Raw genomic sequence first — 16,746 nt, forward strand, 5'->3', positions numbered from 1 at the left:
AGCGGGTAGTTAGCTCAGCTATGGCGACGTTCTTGTTCCGCATCGGGCAGTTCGCGTATCGGCGCAAGCTGTTGGTGATCGCACTGTGGCTGCTCGTCCTGCTGGCGGCACTGGCAGGCACCACCATGGCCAAACCGTTCCAGAACGACTTCTCGCTACCCGGGTCGCCGTCGCAGCGCGCCAGCGACCTGATGGCCGAGAAGTTCCCCGAGCAGGGCGACATGGACGAAATCGCCCAGGCCAAGGTGGTGGTCGAGGCGCCCCGCGGCACCACACTCGACCAGCCCGAGAACGTCGCGCGGATCGACGCCCTCGCCGACGGGCTGCGGCGGCTGCCGCACGTCCAGGCGCAGGCGGTGATCAATCCGCTGACCACGCCGGCGGCCGCGATGCAGGTCAGCAAGGACCGTACGATCGCCTACCTCGACGTCGTCTACGACCAGAAGTTCGTCGACATCACCAAAGACCAGGTCACCGAATTCGAGAAAGCGCTGCAGACCGGCCGCGACGGCGGGCTGGCCGCGGAGGCCACCGGCACGCTGTTCAACGCGCAGCAACCGGCGAGCGGGATGAGCGAGGCCATCGGCTTCGGAGTCGCGCTGGTGGTGATGGTCATCGCGTTCGCCTCGGTGGTCGCCGCCACGCTGCCGATCATCACCGCGCTGTTCGGTGTCGGCATCTCGGTCGCCCTCATCACCGGGGCCACCAGGTTCGTCGACATGGACAGCTCCGCGCTGCTGCTCGCCTCGATGATCGGTATCGCGGTGGCGATCGACTATTCGCTGTTCATCGTCTCCCGCTACCGCAACGAACTACGCGTCACCGACGACCGGTCCCTGGCGACGGGCCGCGCGGTCGGCACGGCAGGGTCCTCCGTGGTGTTCGCCGGGCTCACCGTGGTCATTGCGCTGGTCGGCCTCACCGTCGTGCGGATCCCGATGATCTCGATCATGGGCCTGACGGCCGCGGTGTCGGTGGTGTTCGCCGTGCTGGCCGCCGTCACCCTGCTGCCGGCCTTCCTCGGCCTGTTCGGGCGGCGCACCTTCGCGCTGCCGATCCGGCGGCTCCGTCAGGGCGACGAACCCGACACGGCGCCGACCAACGGTCTGCGCTGGGCGAAACTCGTTGCTGCTCATCCTGTTCCGGCGATTCTCGCGGTCATCGTCGGGCTCGGCGCCATCGCATGGCCGGTCACCGAACTCGAACTCGGCATGGACATGGCCACCGGGGACCAGAAGAAGGCGGTGGCTCTGCTGGACCGCGGATTCGGCGAAGGGCTGACCGGTCCGCTGATGGTCATCGCCGACGCCTCCTCCAACACCCCAGACACCCAGGACCCCCGGGCCGGATTCACTGCCACCGCCGACGCGCTGCGCGGGCTCGACGACGTGCAGATGGTGACGCCGCCGCAGCCCAACGCCGACGGCAGCGCCGCACTGATCACGGTCATCCCGGCCAGCGGGCCGAGCAGCCCGCAGACCCAGGCGCTCGTCGACTCGATCCGCGACCTACAGCCGGAACTGGCCGAGCGGGCCGGCGTCGACGTCGGCGTGACGGGGCAGACCGCGATCCTGTCGGATCTGTCCGAATCGCTGACCAAGGCGCTGGTGCCCTACCTGGCGCTCGTGGTGGGGCTGGCGTTCCTGGTGCTGATGCTGGTGTTCCGCTCGGTGCTGGTGCCGCTGACCGCCACCCTCGGCTTCGTGCTCTCCATCGGCGCGACGTTCGGGGCGACGGTCGCGATCTTTCAGCTCGGCTGGTTCGGCCTGGTGTCCGATCCGGGGCCGATCATCAGCTTCCTGCCGATCTTCCTGATCGGCATCGTGTTCGGGCTGGCGATGGACTACCAGGTGTTCCTGGTGACGCGGATGCGTGAGAAGTACGTCAAGCGCGACGACGGGGACCTCACCGCCCGCGCCGCGGTCATCACCGGCTTCCAGCGCAGCGCGCGGGTGGTGACCTCCGCGGCGGTGATCATGATCTCGGTGTTCGCGGCGTTCATCCTGTCCCCGGACAGCGTCGCCAAGTCGATGGGGTTCGCCCTCGCCGCGGCCGTCGTGTTCGACGCGTTCGTGGTGCGGATGGTGTTCATCCCGGCCGTGATGTCCCTGCTGGGGCAGCGGGCCTGGTACCTGCCGGATTGGCTGGACCGAATCCTGCCCAACGTCGATGTCGAGGGCGAGACGATGCGCGACAACGTCGACTCCGGCAGCGCTCCGGCGAAGGCGGCGGTCTAGCGGCGCCGACCGGAGTGGCCTTTGGCTGGACGGTCATCGCTGGCGGACGTGGGTTAGCCTGGGTGCCGTCGTGCTCCGATTTCGAGGACGTGGCGGGTTGAGACTGCAGCCTTCACAGTCGTGACTCGTTGCTCATCGGAGGTGGGTGCGAAGAATCACGAGGGTGAGTGTTGGACGGTCAGAACATCGATGCCGAGCAGTGGCACGGCCAGGTAGCCGTGGTTCGCGCCACCGGTGCGGTCGACATGCTGACGGCGCCGCGTCTGCAGGCAGCGATCCGCGCCGCTCACCGCAAACAGCCCACCGGCCTGATCGTGGACCTGAGCGATGCGCAGTTCCTGTCGTCGGCCGGGATGCACGTGTTGATCACCACTCACGACGAGGTCACACCGGCGACCCGGTTCGCCGTGGTGGCGGAGGGACCCGGCACCAGCCGACCGCTCAAGATCACCGGATTGACCGACTTCATCGAGCTGTTCTCGACCCTCGACACAGCGCTGAACACGTTCGCTGAATGACTTTGGCACGAATGGGGTAGCCATACCTCACTATGAGTTCGTCGAGTTACCAGTCAGACGGGGCCGACCTGCGTTTCCTGCGCATGGGCGCCGCGGACGCACACGCGGTCGCACGTCTGCGGGAAGAGTTCACCAAGTGGCTCTGTGACCACTTCGAGCTGGACGACGTCCGGTCGAGCGACATCGTGCTGGTGGTCAACGAAGCGCTGTCCAACGCCGCGGAGTTCGCCTATCCCGATCGCGAGATGGGCGACAACATCACCCTGCAGACCACCTACCTGGACAACGGCACGCTGGCCATCACGATTGCCGACCGCGGCCGGTGGCGTCAGAGCGACACATCGAACCAGAAGCGCTCCCGGGGCCGCGGCATCCCGCTGATGCGGGCGTTGTCCGACCGTCTCGACATCGACAGGACCCCGCAGGGGACGCAGGTCCACCTGTATTTCGACCGCTGCCAGCGCCGCGCGCCCGTCCGCTCCGGGGCGTCCGCTCAGGCGAGTGGTTTGGATCACGCGGCCACCGGGTAAGGGGACAGGGCTGGGCGGCCGAGGCCGCACCCGACGGCCATCGGAGCGCCACCGTGACCATCACCCCGCTGCACGGTCACTCCCGCCCGCACGCCCGCGCCACCCACTCCGACCGGCTCTCCGTCTCGACCCGGTCGTGGGGACCCCGTTCCGCCAGGCACATCTGCATCGCCGTGCGCGGTGAGGTGGACACCGTCAACGCCAAGGACTTCGCGGTCGCGGTGTGCGAGGCCGCCGACGGGCACGCGGTCGTCGAGGTCGACCTGCAGGCGCTGGGTTTCCTGGCGGTCGACGGCATCGCGGCCTTGCATGCGATCAACGCCCAGCTCCTGCGCCATGACGTCGCGTGGAGTGTGACCCCCAGCCGGGCGGTGTCGCGGCTGCTCACGCTGTGCGATCCGGAGGGCGTGATCCCGCGCGCGGACGCCCCGGCGGAACCGTCGGCGGCCGAACCCGCCTGATCAGTCCCGATCCGGCGCAGGTTCGAAGCGGGTCAGGTACCGCTCGACGAACTGCTCGACCTCGATGTGGCCCCTGCTGATCCCGAGTCCCTGCTCCAGCGCGACGATGCGGGCCAGGCTGGCCACGATCATCGACATCACCACCGGCGGGAATTCCGCGGTGTCCACCCCGTGCGCGCGCAGCGCATCGGCCATGGCGGCCTCTTCCAGCGCCCGGAACCGGTCCGCGTATGCGGCGATCTCGACGCGCAGCGCCTCGCGGTGGTTGGCGAGCGCCATGAACTCCATCCACAGCTGCGCGCCCGTCGCGGAGTTCAGCCGCCACATCTCGTGCAGCGGTCCGGACCCGCCCAGCGCCTCCTGCTGACGGGCCAGGTTCTGTTCGGCGCCGGCGCGCAGCACGGCCACGTACAGCTCGTCCATGCTCGGGAAGTAGTAGTGCACCAGCGCGGGTTTGACCCCGGCCCGCGCCGCCACCCGCCGCGACGTCGCCGCGGCGTAACCCTCCTCGAGCATGATCTGCGCGGTCGCCTGCAGCAGCGCCCGGCGGGCCCCCGAATCCGCCCTTGACCCACCGTCTCGGCGGCTGCTAGACATGGCCTCAGCTTAGGTGTTGGGCGATCGCCCAGGAACCGTGAGCGAGGGAGCCCGATGACCACCGCCACCGGCGTGTACTACGACCCTTACGACATCGGCATCGTCACCGATCCGTACCCCACCTACGCGCGGCTGCGGGAAGAGGCACCGCTCTACTACAACGAGCGCTACGACTTCTGGGCGTTGTCCCGCCACGCCGACGTCGAGAAGGCGCTGCTCGACTGGCAGACCTTCTCCAACCGCCGCAGCGACATCCTCGAACTCGTGCAGTCCGATTTCGACATGCCCGAGGGCGTGATGATGTTCGAGGACCCGCCGGTGCACACCATGCTGCGCGGGCTGATGTCGCGGGTGTTCACCCCGCGCCGGATGGCCGCGATCGAAGACCAGATCCGGCGGTACTGCATCGCCTGCCTCGACCCGCACGTCGGTTCCGGTGGCTTCGACATCATCGCCGAGCTCGCCGCGATGATGCCAATGCGTGTCATCGGCATGCTGCTGGGAATCCCTGAGTCCGAACAGGTTTCGGTCCGCGACGCCAACGACGCCAACCTGCGCACCAAACCCGGTGCGCCGATGAGAGTGGCCGACCCTGACCGGATCGCCGACGGCCGAATCTACGCCGACTACGTCCAGTGGCGGGCGAAGAACCCGTCCGACGATCTGATGACCGCGCTGCTCAACGTCGAGTTCACCGACTCCGAGGGTGTGACGCGCACACTGACCCGCAAGGAAGTTCTGCACTACACCCAGGTGGTGGCCGGTGCGGGCAACGAGACCACCGGACGGCTGATCGGCTGGCTCGCCAAGGTCCTCGCCGAGCACCCCGACCAGCGCAGGCAGGTGCGCGAGGACCGCAGCCTGCTGGGCCGGGTGGTCGACGAGACGTTGCGCTTCGAACCGACCGGGCCACACGTCGCGCGTTGGCTCACAACGGATTTCAAAGCGTACGGCACGACGGTGCCGGCGGGCAGCGCCGTGCTTCTACTGTTCGGCGCCGCCAACCGCGACCACCGCCGCTACCCCGACCCGGACACCTACGACATCCACCGCGACAACATCAGCCACGTCACGTTCGGCAAGGGCCTGCACTACTGCCTCGGCGCCAATCTCGCGCGGCTGGAGGGCCGCGTCGCGCTCGACGAACTGCTGAACCGCTTCCCCGAGTGGGACATCGACTACGACACCGCGCGCCTCGCACCGACGTCCACGGTGCGCGGCTGGGAGGAGCTCCGCCTCATCGTGCCGAACGGGAACCCCAGATGACCGACGCCTTCATCGAACTCACCCAGGCCAAGGCCAGGTACTGCTACACCCTCGACACCCGCGACTGGGACGGCTTCGGCGCCCTGATGACCGAGGACATCGAACTCGACGTGAGCGAGGGCACCGGTGTGCCGGTGGTGCACGGCCGCGACGCCGCGGTCGACATGATCCGGTCCTCGCTGACCAACGCGCGTTCGGCACACCAGGTGCACACCCCGCTGATCGACGTCGATGGCGACGAGGCGCGCGTGGTGTGGGCGATGCAGGACCGGGTGGTGTGGGAGAACGGGCCGTCGCTCACCGGCTACGGGCACTACCACGAGCGCTGGGTACGCCGCGACGACGGATGGAGGCTGGCGGCCCTGCGGCTGACCCGGCTGATCATGGAGTTCGAGTCCACCGGCTGAACCGCGCGCCAGTACGCTCGCGGCCGTGTTCGCCGATGTTGACGTAGTGGAAGCTCCGATCGCCGACCTGCGATCCGCACTCGCCGCCGGACGCGTCTCGGCGGTCGGGCTGCTCGAGGCGTACCTGGCCCGCATCGCGGGCTACGACCACGACGGCATCCGGCTCAACTCGGTGGTGGTGCTCGACCCGCAGGCACACGCCGCGGCGGCGGCGGCCGACGCCAGGCGCGCCCGCGGCGAAACGCTCGGACCGCTCGACGGGATCCCGTACACCGCCAAGGACAGCTACCTCGCCCGCGGGCTGACCGCGGCCGCGGGCAGCCCCGCCTTCGCCGACCTGGTCGCCCAGCGCGACGCGTTCGCGATCGAACGGCTGCGCGCCGCGGGTGCGGTGCTCATCGGCCTGACCAACATGCCACCGATGGCCAACGGGGGTATGCAGCGCGGACTCTACGGCCGGGCCGAAAGTCCTTACAACGCTGACTATCTCACCGCGGCATTCGGATCGGGTTCGTCGAACGGATCGGGCACCGCGACGGCGGCGTCGTTCTGCGCGTTCGGCCTCGCCGAGGAGACCTGGTCCTCGGGGCGAGCGCCCGCGTCGAACAACGCACTGTGCGCCTACACCCCGTCGCGGGGCGTGATCTCGGTCCGTGGAAACTGGCCGCTGGTGCCGACGATGGACGTGGTCGTGCCGCACACCCGCACCATGGCCGATCTGCTGGAGGTGCTCGACGTCGTCGTCGCCGACGACCCGGAGACGCGCGGCGACTTCTGGCGGACGCAGCCGTGGGTGCCGGTACCGAGGGTCCGCGATGTCCGGCCGCCGTCCTATCGCGCCCTGGCCGACGTTCCGAAGACGTTGCAGGGCAGGCGCTTCGGTGTCCCGCGCATGTACATCAACGCCGATCCCGACGCCGGGACCGCGGCCTCACCCGGCATCGGCGGGCCGACCGGGCGGCGGATCGACACCCGGCCCTCGGTGCTGGCTCTGTTCGACGCCGCGCGCCGCGATCTCGAGGCGGCAGGCGCGCACGTCGTCGAGGTCGACTTCCCCGCGGTCACCAACTACGAGGGCGACCGGCCCGGCGCGCCGACGATCTTCACCCGTGGCCTGGTCAGCCCGTCCTACCTGCGCCGCGAACTGCTCGACCTGTCGGCGTGGGCGTGGGAGGACTTCCTGGCCGCCAACGGCGATCCAGCGCTGCGCACGTTGCGCGACGTCGACGGCACGCAGATCTTCCCGCCGCCGCCGGGTGCGCTGCCCGACCGCTACGACGGATTCGAGGACGACATCGCCGCCTACCCGCAGTGGGTGCGCGACCATCCCGTCGCGTCGATGCTCGACATCCCCGAACTCGCCGACGGGTTGCGCGGGCTGGAGGAGACCCGGCGCATCGACCTCGAACAGTGGATGGACGACCACGGCCTGGACGCGGTGATCTTCCCGGCCGCCGCCGACGTCGGACCCGCCGACATGGACGTCAACCCCACGTCGGCCGAATCGGGTTGGCGCAACGGGGTCTGGGTGTCGAACGGCAACCTGGTGCCGCGCCACCTCGGCATTCCCACCGTCACCGTCCCGATGGGCACGATGGCCGACATCGGCATGCCGGTCGGCCTCACCTTCGCCGGCCGCGCCTACAGCGACACCGCGCTGCTGCGGTGGGCGTGTGCTTTCGAATCCACCGGGGCCCGACGCACGGTGCCTGCGCGTACGCCGCCGTTGGCATGATGGTCGCGAAGAGTTGACCGAGCGGAAGCGGTGCCATGAGTTATCCCCAGTACCCGCAGTCTCCGGCGCAGGCGCCGAGCTGCTACCGGCACCCTGACCGTCAGACCTACGTGCAGTGCACCCGGTGCGGGCGTTTCATCTGCCCGGAGTGCATGCGCTCGGCCGCCGTCGGGCATCAGTGCCCGGACTGTGTGGGCGAGGCCAACCGGGCGACGCCGCAGGCCCGCGCACCGTTCGGCGGCCGGCTGTCGGACTCCCACAAGCCGGTGGTCACCTACGCGCTGATCGCGGTCAACGTGGTGATGTTCCTGCTGCAGCTGGCCGCACCCGGGCTCGAACCCGAGCTCGTGCTGTGGTCGCCAGGGGTGGCCGACGGCGAGTGGTACCGCCTCGTCACCTCGGCCTTCCTGCACTACGGCGCGATGCACCTGCTGTTCAACATGTGGGCGCTCTACGTGGTGGGTCCGCCGCTCGAGATGTGGCTGGGCCGACTGCGTTTCGGCGCGCTCTACGCGCTCAGCGCGCTGGGCGGCTCGGTGCTGGTGTACCTGCTCTCACCCCTCAACGCCGGAACGGCCGGGGCGTCGGGGGCGGTGTTCGGCCTGTTCGGCGCCATGTTCGTGGTGGCCCGCCGGCTGAACCTCGACATCCGCGGGATCGCCGCGATCATCATCCTGAACCTGGTCTTCACGTTCGTCTTCCCCCTGATCAGCTCGCAGGGCATCAGCTGGCAGGGGCACGTCGGCGGCCTGGTGACCGGTGCGGCGATCGCCGGGGTGTACGCGTACGCGCCTGCCGCGCGCCGCAATCTTGTGCAGGGCGGTGTGACGGCGGCGGTGCTGGTGCTGTTCGTCGCACTCGTCCTGTGGCGGACCCAGGAGATCCTGACGCTGTTCGGCGTGCGCTGAGCCGCTAGGACCGCAGTTGCGGCAACACGTCGCGCTGCCAGGAGGCGAAGAAGCCCTCCACGTCGGGGCCGATCTGCTGGACGTACACCTCGTCGACGCCGGCGTCGAAGAATTCGCGCACCTGGGCGGCGTGCTTGTCGGGGTCCGGGCCGCACGTCACCGCGTCGGCGATCGCGTCCCTCGACACCAGCGTGCCGACGTCGGCGAAGTCACCCGGCCGGGGCAGCGTCTGCGCCAGCTGGCCGGGCAGCACCTCGTTGGGCCACAGCCGGTGTGCCGCGTCGAGCGCCTTGTCGGGGTCGCGGTCCCAGCTGACCTTGGTGCCGGCCTGCACGGGTTTGTCACCGCCGCCGGCGTCGCGGAACGCCTTGATGATGTCCGCGTCCGGCATCGTCGTGGCCAGGCCGTCACCGATGCGGCCGGCCAACTCGGCGGCCTGCGGTCCGAACGCCGAGACGTAGATCGGCACCGGCTGCTCGGGCAGCGTGTAGATCCGCGCCTCCTGCACCTCGTAGTGGGTGCCGTGGTGGCTGATCTGACTGCCCCTGTGCAGCAGGCGGATCACGTCGACGGCCTCCTCGAGCATCTCCAGCCGCACGCCCACCGACGGCCAGGGGTCGCCCAGGACGTGTTCGTTGAGCGCCTCGCCGCTGCCCACCCCGAGCACGAAGCGCCCCTCGAGTTGAACCGCGGCGGTGGCGGCCGCCTGGGCGATGATCGCCGGGTGGATGCGCATCGTCGGGCACGTGACGCCGGTGGTGACCGGCAGTGACGTCACCTGCGACAGCGCGCCGATGACACCCCACACGAACGCGCTCTGACCCTGCTCGTCGTTCCACGGGTGGAAGTGGTCGGAGATCCACAGCGACTCGAAGCCTGCGGCTTCGGCGCGTTTGGCCTGGTCGACGAGTTCCGCGGGGGTGTACTGCTCACACGATAGGAAGTATCCGAGCTTGGGCATGACGCGCGGGGTACCCGCCCGCCGCCGGGTCAACCGGCCGTCAGGTGTGCGGGGTCGGGCTCTGCGAGGACTCCCACTTCGACTCCAACGCACGCGTCACCGTGGTGCCCGCTGCGAACTCCTGCTCGAAGGTCTCCCCGTTGACGCCCTCGAGCGTCAGTAGGAAGGAACCCTCACCGTCGTTCTTGTGCACCACCTTGTAGGGCTGCGGTCCCGATCCTCGGTCCACGGCGATGCTGTCGCCCGGGGCGACGACGTCGATCGACTCGTCGGCGAACTCATTGCTCATGGCGAGCGGCGTACCCCGCCCAGCCGACCGGCCAAACGCGAGTCAGGTCATGCACACATCGCTGAACAGCAGCACCGGCCACGACGCGATCGACCCGAGGAACGAGATCGCGAGGTCGACACCGTGCATGTCGCTGAGGTGGTCGGTGTGCGTACTGGACCAGATGACGCCGACGATCAGGTACGGCGTGCCGAGGAGCAGCGCGATCCCGATCAGCTCGGCAATGGTCAGCTTGTAGCTGAGGAACCGGCGAAGCTTCGTCTCCATGCGTTGACCCTCCCGCTCGAATGTTAACGATCATTCGGGACGGTGGGAGTGCGAATCGTCCGTTTGGTGACCGCCACGTACCGCCTATGTTCATCGCCGATCGTCTCCCTTGCCCGCAGTCGATGTGCCATGCTCGCACGCATGGCACTGCCTGAGCGCAGCGGACGGGTCTCGGCGGCCGGACGCACCCTCACCCTCGCCGACACCCGCATCACCGTCGGCCGGCGGACCGCGCGGTGGTCGGACGATCCGGTGACCGCCACCGAGGCGATGGACTTCTGGTCGTTCGCCGCCGGCGCGGCCAACGTGATCATGCAGCTGTCGTGGCCCGAGGTCGGCTATGGCGTGGTCGAGAGCAAGGTCGATTCGGGCAACCTGCTCAAACACCCGTGGAAGCGGGCCAGGACAACGTTCTCCTACCTCGCTGTCGCCCTGCTCGGCACCGACGCCGACCGCGCCGCCTACCGCGCGGCGGTCGACGGCGCGCACCGCCACGTGAAGTCGACCGAGACCAGCCCGGTGCGCTACAACGCCTTCGACCGCGACCAGCAGATGTGGGTCGCGGCCTGCCTGTTCGTCGGGCTCGAGGACGCCTATCAGATGCTGCGCGGCGAGATGACGCCCGAACAGGCCGAGCAGTTCTACCGGTCGGCGTGGCCGCTGGGCACCACCCTGCAGGTCACCGAGGACCAGTGGCCACCCACCCGCGCCGACTTCGACACCTACTGGAACACCGCGTGCGGACGGGTGTCGGTCGACGACACCGTGCGGGCCTACCTCAGCGACCTGATCGACCTGCGGATGATCCCCGCGCCGCTGCGCTTGTCGTCGCGGCACCTGCTGCAGTTCCTGACCGCCGGGTTCCTCGCCCCGATCTTCCGCGAGGCGCTCGGGCTGAGGTGGAGCGAGCGCGAACAGCGGTGGTTCGAACGGCTCTTCCTGTTCGTCGCGTTCGTCAACCGCTTCCTACCGGCGTTCATCCGGCAGGGCGGCAGCCACCTGCTGCTCGCCGACGTGCGCCGGCGGGTGCGACGAGGGCGGCGCCTGGTGTGAACGGCGTGCTCAGCAGGCTGCGCCGCGTCCTGTCCACCGAGGTGAGCGTCGCGGACCTGCTCGAAGCGGCGATGTGGCTGGCCATCCCGTACCTGGTGGTCGGCATGGTCTTCACCTTCGCCCATCCGGAGTACCCGGCGTTCTTCGAGGGCCGGCTGGCGACGCGGCTCCCCGCCGGCGCCGACCTCGCGGGGTTCGGGCAGACGATGCTGCTGTGGCCGGTCCTGCTGATCGCCGACCACATCTGCGTCGCCTGACAACGGATCCGCGCCATCATGGGCGGTATGGCCGACGACCCGCTGGACCAGCTGTACGCGGTGGCACCCGAGGAATTCACCGCACTGCGCACCCGGCTGGCGTCGGAGGCCAAGAAGCGCGGGGACACGGCCGAGGCGAAACGCATCTCCGCCGCGCGCAAGCCCACGGTGTCCGCGGCGGTGGTGAACCGGCTCGTCCACCACGAGCCCGATGTCCGCGAGCGGCTGGCCGAACTCGGCGAGGAGTTGCGGGCGGCGCACACGTCGATGGACGGGGAGCGCATCCGGGAGCTGTCCTCGCGGCAGCGCAAACTGATCGAGCAGCTGACCAAGGCGGCGCTGGAGACCTCCGAGGTGGCGGCGCCGACGGCCGCCCTGCGCGACGACGTGACCGGCACGCTGCAGGCGGCGATCGCCGACCCGGAGGTGACCGCCCGCCTCGGCCGGTTGGCCAAGCCCGAGCAGTGGTCGGGGTTCGGTGGCTTCGGCGATGACGAGATCGTGTTCGCCGAACCGGCCCCCAAGAAGACACCCGAGAAAAAATCTGAGAAGAAGCCACCGGAGAAGAAGCCACCGGAGAAGAAGCCGTCGGACGCCGAGGACCGGGAGCGCCGGCGCAAACGCGAACAGGCCCGCGCCGTACTGGCCGCCGCCGAACGCGCGAAGACCGAGGCCGACGACACCATGGCGGACCGGCAGAGCGATCTGGCGACCGCCCGGCTGCGTCACGACGACGCCAGGGAACGCCTCGCCAAGGCCGAGAAAGCGCTGGCCGAGGCCGAGGACGCCTACCAGGACGCCAAACGCGCCAGCCGGGAGGCGGGAGAAGTCGTCAAGGCGGCGAAGACCGCCCTGCGCGACGGCGGCTGACTGGATATCCTCTGGCGGCCTGCGCCAAACGAGATTTGCCGGATTGTTCCCAAAAGTGGCGAGCATCATGCACTTTGGGTTGAGGTGGCGTTCACTACAAGTGATAGCCGACTCTCGTACTGCGAGCCTACTCTCAGTTTCATGGCGACCTTTCTGCACCGCATCGGCCGGTTCGCGTTCCACCGGCCCTGGCACGTCATCGCAGCGTGGTTCGCGCTCGTCGCCGTTGTGGCGGGCATCCTCGCCCTGAACCCGCCGAAGATCTCCAACGAGATGCGGATCAACGGCACCCCGGCGCAGGAGGTCATCGACCACCTCGCACAGACGATGCCGCAGTCGTCCGGCGGGCAGGGCAGCATCGCGTTCGCCGCCCCTGACGGCCAGCGCATCGACGACGGCGCCAACCGCGATGCGGTGATGGCCGCGGTCGATGCGGTCTCGCGCACCGACCACGTGCTCGACCCGCGCCGGTTGGCGCAAGAGGAACTCGCCAAGGGCCCCGCCAGCCCGACGCTGGCGGCGTCCGCGGCGGTGGCCCGCGCCCAGGTCAACGCTGCGCCGTCACCCGAAGCCCCGCGGCCGCTCACGGTCAACGGCCAGCCCGTGCCCGGCGTGACGGTCTCCGCCGACGGCGCCGCCGCGCTCTACCAGTTCCAGTTCGACAAGCAGACCGCCGAACTGCCCACCGGTGCCGTCGAGAACACCATCGACGCCGCCCGCGAGGCCGTCACGGACCGCGGCATCGAGGTGCTGCCGTCGGCGAGCATGGCGCAGATGCCCGAGATCGCCGGAGCGGCTGAGGTCATCGGCCTCATGGTCGCGGCCGTCGTGCTGATCGTCACCCTCGGCTCGCTGGTCGCTGCGGGTCTGCCGCTGGTCACCGCGCTGATCTCGGTCGCCGTCGGCGTCGGCGGCACCTTCCTGTTCTCCCACCTGTTCGACATCCAGTCGATGACGGTGGTGCTCGCGCTGATGCTCGGCCTCGCGGTCGGCATCGACTACGCAATGTTCATCGTCAACCGGCAGCGCCGGCTCATCCTCGACCGCGGGCTGAGCGCCGCCGACGCCGCCGCCCGGGCGGTCGGCACCGCGGGCAGCGCGGTGGTCTTCGCCGGCACGACGGTGGTGATCGCGCTCGTCGCGCTCACGGTCGTCGGCATCTCGCTGCTCACCCCGATGGCGCTCTCGGCTGCCGCGACCGTCGTCGTCGCGGTCGTCGCCGCCATCACCCTGCTGCCCGCACTGCTCGGGCTGGTCGGTGAGCGGATCGCCTCGCCCGAGGGCAGGCACAGTGCCGCGACCGAGGAGAGCAACCACCGTTTCGCCTCGGCGTGGGTGGGTGCCGTGCTGCGCAACCGGGTGCCCGCCGCACTGGCCGGCGTCGCCGTCACCGCGGTGATCGCGCTGCCCGCGCTGTCGATGACGCTCGGCATGCCCGACGGCGCCAGCTACAACGAGGGCACCCCGCAGCGCGAGAGCTACGACGTGATCGCCGAGCACTACGGCAACGGGTACAACGGGCCGCTGGTCGTGGTCGCCGAACCCAGCCAAGATGCACCGGGTGGGCAGCTCACCACCGCCGACATCGCCGGCACCTACAACGACCTGCGCCGCGTGCCGGGTGTGGCCGAGGTGACCCTCGGCGGCGTCAACGACGCATCGGACACCGCGGTGTTCTCCGTCGTGCCCGAGAACGGCCCGACCGAAGAGGCCACCGCCCAGCTCGTGCGCGACATCCGCGCACAGAGCGGCCCGCTCGCCGGCCTGCACAACGTGAAGCTCGGCGTCACCGGCATCACCGCGATGGGCATCGACATGTCCGACCGGCTCGGTGCGGCGATCCCGGTGTACGTGGGCATCGTGATGGGTTTGTCGATCCTGGTGCTCATGGTGGTCTTCCGCTCGGTCGCGGTGCCGCTCAAGGCGACCGCCGGCTTCCTGCTCACCGTGTTCGCGACGTTCGGCGCCACCACCGCGCTGTTCCAGTGGGGCTGGTTCCAGCAGCTGATCGGACTCTCGGCGACCGGGCCGATCCTGTCCATGCTGCCGATCATGGTGATCGGTGTGCTGTACGGCCTGGCGATGGACTACGAGGTGTTCCTCGTGTCGTCGATGAAGGAGGCCCACGTCCACGGCCACCGCGGCGACGCGGCGGTGGCGCACGGCTTCACCCAGGCCAGCCGTGTCGTGGTGGCCGCCGCGCTGATCATGATGGCGGTGTTCGCGGGCTTCGTGTTCAACGCCGACCCGATGATCAAGCAGATGGGCTTCGCGCTGGCGTTCGGTGTGCTCATCGACGCGTTCCTGGTCCGGATGACCGTCGTGCCCGCGGTGATGTCCATGCTCGGCGACCGGGCGTGGTGGCTGCCGCGGCGGCTGGCGCGGTTCCTGCCCGACCTCGACATCGAAGGCGAGAAGCTCAACCGCCGGCTCGAGCGCGAGGAGGCCGGGCAGTCCGTCCCGGCGTGACCGGTGGCTCTGCGACGATGACCCGGTGATCAGGATGCGACGGCTGCTGGCCGCACTGTTGATCGGCACCGCCGTGATCGCCGCGCCGCCGGCGGGCGCGGGCGGTCCCACGCAGATCACGCTGACGTTCGTGCGCCACGCGCAGTCCGAGGGCAACGCCTCGGGGCTGATCGACACCTCGACACCCGGACCGTCGATCACCGAGCTGGGCCGCCGCCAGGCCGCCGACAGCGCCGCCGTCCTGGCGGGCAACGACTACGACGGCGTCTACGCCTCGACGATGGTGCGCACGCAGCAGACCGCGGCACCGATGGCCGCCGCGCTGGCCGAGCCGGTCGTGGTGCTGCCCGGGCTGCGCGAGATCGAGGCGGGACAGTCCGAGGGGCGCCCGGAGGCGTCGGCCGCCGACTATTTCGCGGCGCCGACGCAATGGCTGAGCGGTGACCGTGCCGCGCGCATCCCCGGTTCGATCGACGGCAACGAATTCGACGCCCGGTTCGACGCCGCGGTCCAGCAGATCTACGACAGCGGTGACGTCAACCCGGTCGCCTACTCACACGCCGCCGCGATCATGCTCTGGGTGACCATGAACGTCGACAATCCCCATCCGGAGCTGCTGCGGGCGCACCCGCTGCCCAACACCGGCCGCGTCGTGATCACCGGAAACCCCGTCGAGGGCTGGACGCTGGCACAGTGGGACGGCGAACCCGTGTGAGGCACATCACATCCTGACGTGATCTGCGACACAGCTCAACTTCCCGGCCGGCGGCTTCGCCGTTAGTGTTGGTCAAGCGCTGGCGCGAGATTCAGCGGGTGGGGAGCAGGCCTATGAGGTACCGACTGATGCCGTACGTCACTCTCGAGGTCGACGACCGCCTACGGCGCCGCGTCCGGTCCGTCGGCGAACACCTGCGGGTCACCGTGCGCGCCTATCTGCTGAGCGCGGCCGACGACGTCGACTCGGCGGGCGACCGGGTCCGCGGCATGTGCGACAAGGCCGTGCACCGCGTCGACACCGTGGTGGCGTCGGTGAACGACAAGATCGCGCCGTCGACTCCCGAACCGCAGTCCAGCCGCGAGGCCAGCTAGCCCCGGGACCGCGGTGTCCAGCCATACGCGTTGGACACGTCGTGGAACCGGCGCGGATTGTCCGAGACCGCGTACACCGCGTCGAAACCCGGTGCGCTGCGCGTCCGGACGACCGCCGATACCAGCTCGCCCAGATCGTCGTGGGCGAGCCACACCCGCCGTTCGTGATCCAGCACGGCCGGACCGTCGCCCGTGGACAGCGGCGCGTCGTCCGGTGTGACTCCGCCGAACCGCATGCTCACCGCCCCGCGCCCGAACCGGTGTCCGACGGCCTGCAGCCGCGCCTCCTGTGCGCGTTTCGACCGGCCGTAGCCGCTGGGCGTCTCGGTCGCGAACACCCCGGGGCGCGCGGTCAACAGGGGTGCGTCGCCACGCTGCGCCCAGGCCATCGTGTCCTCGACGTGAATGCTGCTGGCGTGCAGGAACAATCCCACCCCCGCGGTCAGCGCCGCCCCGAGCACCGCATCGAAGAGCGCCGTGTTGGCCGGATTGCGGGTCGGCCGCCGCCAGTGCTCGGTCGGCGCGCCGTCGCCGCCCGGGTCGAACGCCAGGTGCACCACCACCTCGCAGTCCCGCAGAATGGCGGGCAGTCCTTCGGGCCGGGCGAGGATGTCGAATTCCGGGCGGTCGATGCCCACCACGGTGTGGTGTGTACGCAGCCGGGGCGTCAACGCCCGGCCGATCGTGCCCCCGGCGCCGGTGACTGCCACGGTGACCATGCGCGCCGAGTACCTCCGTTGACCGGCCGATAAGGCCGAATTCGCGCACTGCCTCTACGGTGGTGGGTGCTGTCTGCCGACAGCGTCGTTCCCGGTGTGCAGAAGGGGTGTGT

At 69.6% G+C, this 16,746-nt stretch carries 19 protein-coding genes; 14 read left to right on the forward strand and 5 right to left on the reverse strand.

Going from position 1 to position 16,746, the window contains the following annotated elements; translation table 11 throughout:
* The first annotated feature begins 20 nt into the window (after positions 1-20).
* From G6N30_RS22050 to G6N30_RS22065, 4 genes are all read left to right on the forward strand, one after another.
* Positions 21-2,237: an MMPL family transporter gene (locus G6N30_RS22050; RefSeq protein ID WP_134061038.1), complete on the forward strand. Its 2,217-nt coding sequence runs from the start codon at positions 21-23 to the stop codon at positions 2,235-2,237.
* Positions 2,238-2,407: 170 nt separating this feature from the next.
* The gene (locus tag G6N30_RS22055) at positions 2,408-2,755 is read left to right on the forward strand and encodes an STAS domain-containing protein (RefSeq protein WP_134061135.1); all 348 of its coding nucleotides are present in this window, start codon (positions 2,408-2,410) and stop codon (positions 2,753-2,755) included.
* A 32-nt stretch (positions 2,756-2,787) separates the two neighbouring features.
* On the forward strand, positions 2,788-3,285 hold the full coding sequence (locus G6N30_RS22060) for an ATP-binding protein (protein ID WP_134061037.1): 498 nt from the start codon (positions 2,788-2,790) through the stop codon (positions 3,283-3,285).
* 53 nt (positions 3,286-3,338) lie between these two features.
* The gene (locus tag G6N30_RS22065) at positions 3,339-3,746 is read left to right on the forward strand and encodes an STAS domain-containing protein (protein ID WP_234880379.1); all 408 of its coding nucleotides are present in this window, start codon (positions 3,339-3,341) and stop codon (positions 3,744-3,746) included.
* Here G6N30_RS22065 and G6N30_RS22070 read toward each other — a convergent pair whose 3' ends face one another.
* The gene (locus tag G6N30_RS22070) at positions 3,747-4,262 is read right to left on the reverse strand and encodes a TetR/AcrR family transcriptional regulator (protein WP_234880384.1); all 516 of its coding nucleotides are present in this window, start codon (positions 4,260-4,262) and stop codon (positions 3,747-3,749) included.
* Between the two features lie 135 nt (positions 4,263-4,397).
* Here G6N30_RS22070 and G6N30_RS22075 point away from each other — a divergent pair, with 135 nt between their 5' ends.
* The 4 genes from G6N30_RS22075 to G6N30_RS22090 are packed head-to-tail and all read left to right on the forward strand — an operon-like array spanning position 4,398 to position 8,659.
* Entirely contained in the window at positions 4,398-5,609 is a 1,212-nt protein-coding gene (locus G6N30_RS22075; RefSeq protein WP_134061035.1) for a cytochrome P450, read from the forward strand.
* Positions 5,606-6,016, forward strand: a complete 411-nt coding sequence (locus G6N30_RS22080) for a nuclear transport factor 2 family protein (RefSeq protein WP_134061034.1) — start codon at positions 5,606-5,608, stop codon at positions 6,014-6,016. Before G6N30_RS22075 ends, G6N30_RS22080 begins: the two co-directional genes overlap by 4 nt.
* Positions 6,017-6,041: 25 nt before the next feature.
* Positions 6,042-7,751, forward strand: a complete 1,710-nt coding sequence (locus G6N30_RS22085) for an amidase (protein WP_134061033.1) — start codon at positions 6,042-6,044, stop codon at positions 7,749-7,751.
* A 35-nt stretch (positions 7,752-7,786) separates the two neighbouring features.
* The gene (locus G6N30_RS22090; RefSeq protein WP_134061032.1) at positions 7,787-8,659 is read left to right on the forward strand and encodes a rhomboid family intramembrane serine protease; all 873 of its coding nucleotides are present in this window, start codon (positions 7,787-7,789) and stop codon (positions 8,657-8,659) included.
* 4 nt (positions 8,660-8,663) lie between these two features.
* On the opposite strand, the gene G6N30_RS22095 is transcribed toward G6N30_RS22090, so the two are convergent.
* Genes G6N30_RS22095 through G6N30_RS22105 form a run of 3 tightly spaced genes read right to left on the reverse strand, consistent with a single transcriptional unit; the run spans position 8,664 to position 10,176 of the window.
* Positions 8,664-9,620, reverse strand: coding sequence for a TIGR03557 family F420-dependent LLM class oxidoreductase (locus tag G6N30_RS22095; protein ID WP_134061031.1), 957 nt, complete (start codon positions 9,618-9,620; stop codon positions 8,664-8,666).
* A 40-nt stretch (positions 9,621-9,660) separates the two neighbouring features.
* Positions 9,661-9,909, reverse strand: a complete 249-nt coding sequence (locus G6N30_RS22100) for a hypothetical protein (protein WP_134061030.1) — start codon at positions 9,907-9,909, stop codon at positions 9,661-9,663.
* Between the two features lie 42 nt (positions 9,910-9,951).
* Positions 9,952-10,176 carry a hypothetical protein gene (locus G6N30_RS22105; RefSeq protein ID WP_134061029.1) on the reverse strand — a complete coding sequence of 75 codons (225 nt, stop codon included), beginning with the start codon at positions 10,174-10,176 and terminating at the stop codon, positions 9,952-9,954.
* 141 nt (positions 10,177-10,317) lie between these two features.
* Between G6N30_RS22105 and G6N30_RS22110 the strand changes: the two genes are divergently transcribed.
* The 6 genes from G6N30_RS22110 (at position 10,318) to G6N30_RS22135 (ending at position 15,914) form a co-directional block, all read left to right on the forward strand.
* A complete protein-coding gene (locus tag G6N30_RS22110; protein ID WP_134061028.1) occupies positions 10,318-11,229 on the forward strand; it encodes an oxygenase MpaB family protein in 912 nt (303 codons plus the stop codon).
* Positions 11,226-11,486: a hypothetical protein gene (locus G6N30_RS22115; protein WP_234880378.1), complete on the forward strand. Its 261-nt coding sequence runs from the start codon at positions 11,226-11,228 to the stop codon at positions 11,484-11,486. The genes G6N30_RS22110 and G6N30_RS22115 overlap by 4 nt, the downstream gene beginning before the upstream one ends.
* 18 nt (positions 11,487-11,504) lie before the next feature.
* Entirely contained in the window at positions 11,505-12,356 is an 852-nt protein-coding gene (locus G6N30_RS22120) for a hypothetical protein (protein WP_134061027.1), read from the forward strand.
* Between the two features lie 141 nt (positions 12,357-12,497).
* A complete protein-coding gene (locus G6N30_RS22125) occupies positions 12,498-14,825 on the forward strand; it encodes an MMPL family transporter (protein WP_134061026.1) in 2,328 nt (775 codons plus the stop codon).
* A 25-nt stretch (positions 14,826-14,850) separates the two neighbouring features.
* Entirely contained in the window at positions 14,851-15,540 is a 690-nt protein-coding gene (locus G6N30_RS22130) for a histidine phosphatase family protein (protein ID WP_134061025.1), read from the forward strand.
* A 113-nt stretch (positions 15,541-15,653) separates the two neighbouring features.
* Positions 15,654-15,914, forward strand: coding sequence for a hypothetical protein (locus G6N30_RS22135; RefSeq protein WP_134061024.1), 261 nt, complete (start codon positions 15,654-15,656; stop codon positions 15,912-15,914).
* On the opposite strand, the gene G6N30_RS22140 is transcribed toward G6N30_RS22135, so the two are convergent.
* Entirely contained in the window at positions 15,911-16,633 is a 723-nt protein-coding gene (locus tag G6N30_RS22140) for an NAD-dependent epimerase/dehydratase family protein (protein WP_134061023.1), read from the reverse strand. The two genes, G6N30_RS22135 and G6N30_RS22140, sit on opposite strands and share 4 nt — an antisense overlap.
* Between the last annotated feature and the right edge of the window lie 113 nt (positions 16,634-16,746).

The organism is Mycolicibacterium litorale (genome assembly GCF_010731695.1).
Lineage (GTDB): Bacteria > Actinomycetota > Actinomycetes > Mycobacteriales > Mycobacteriaceae > Mycobacterium > Mycobacterium litorale.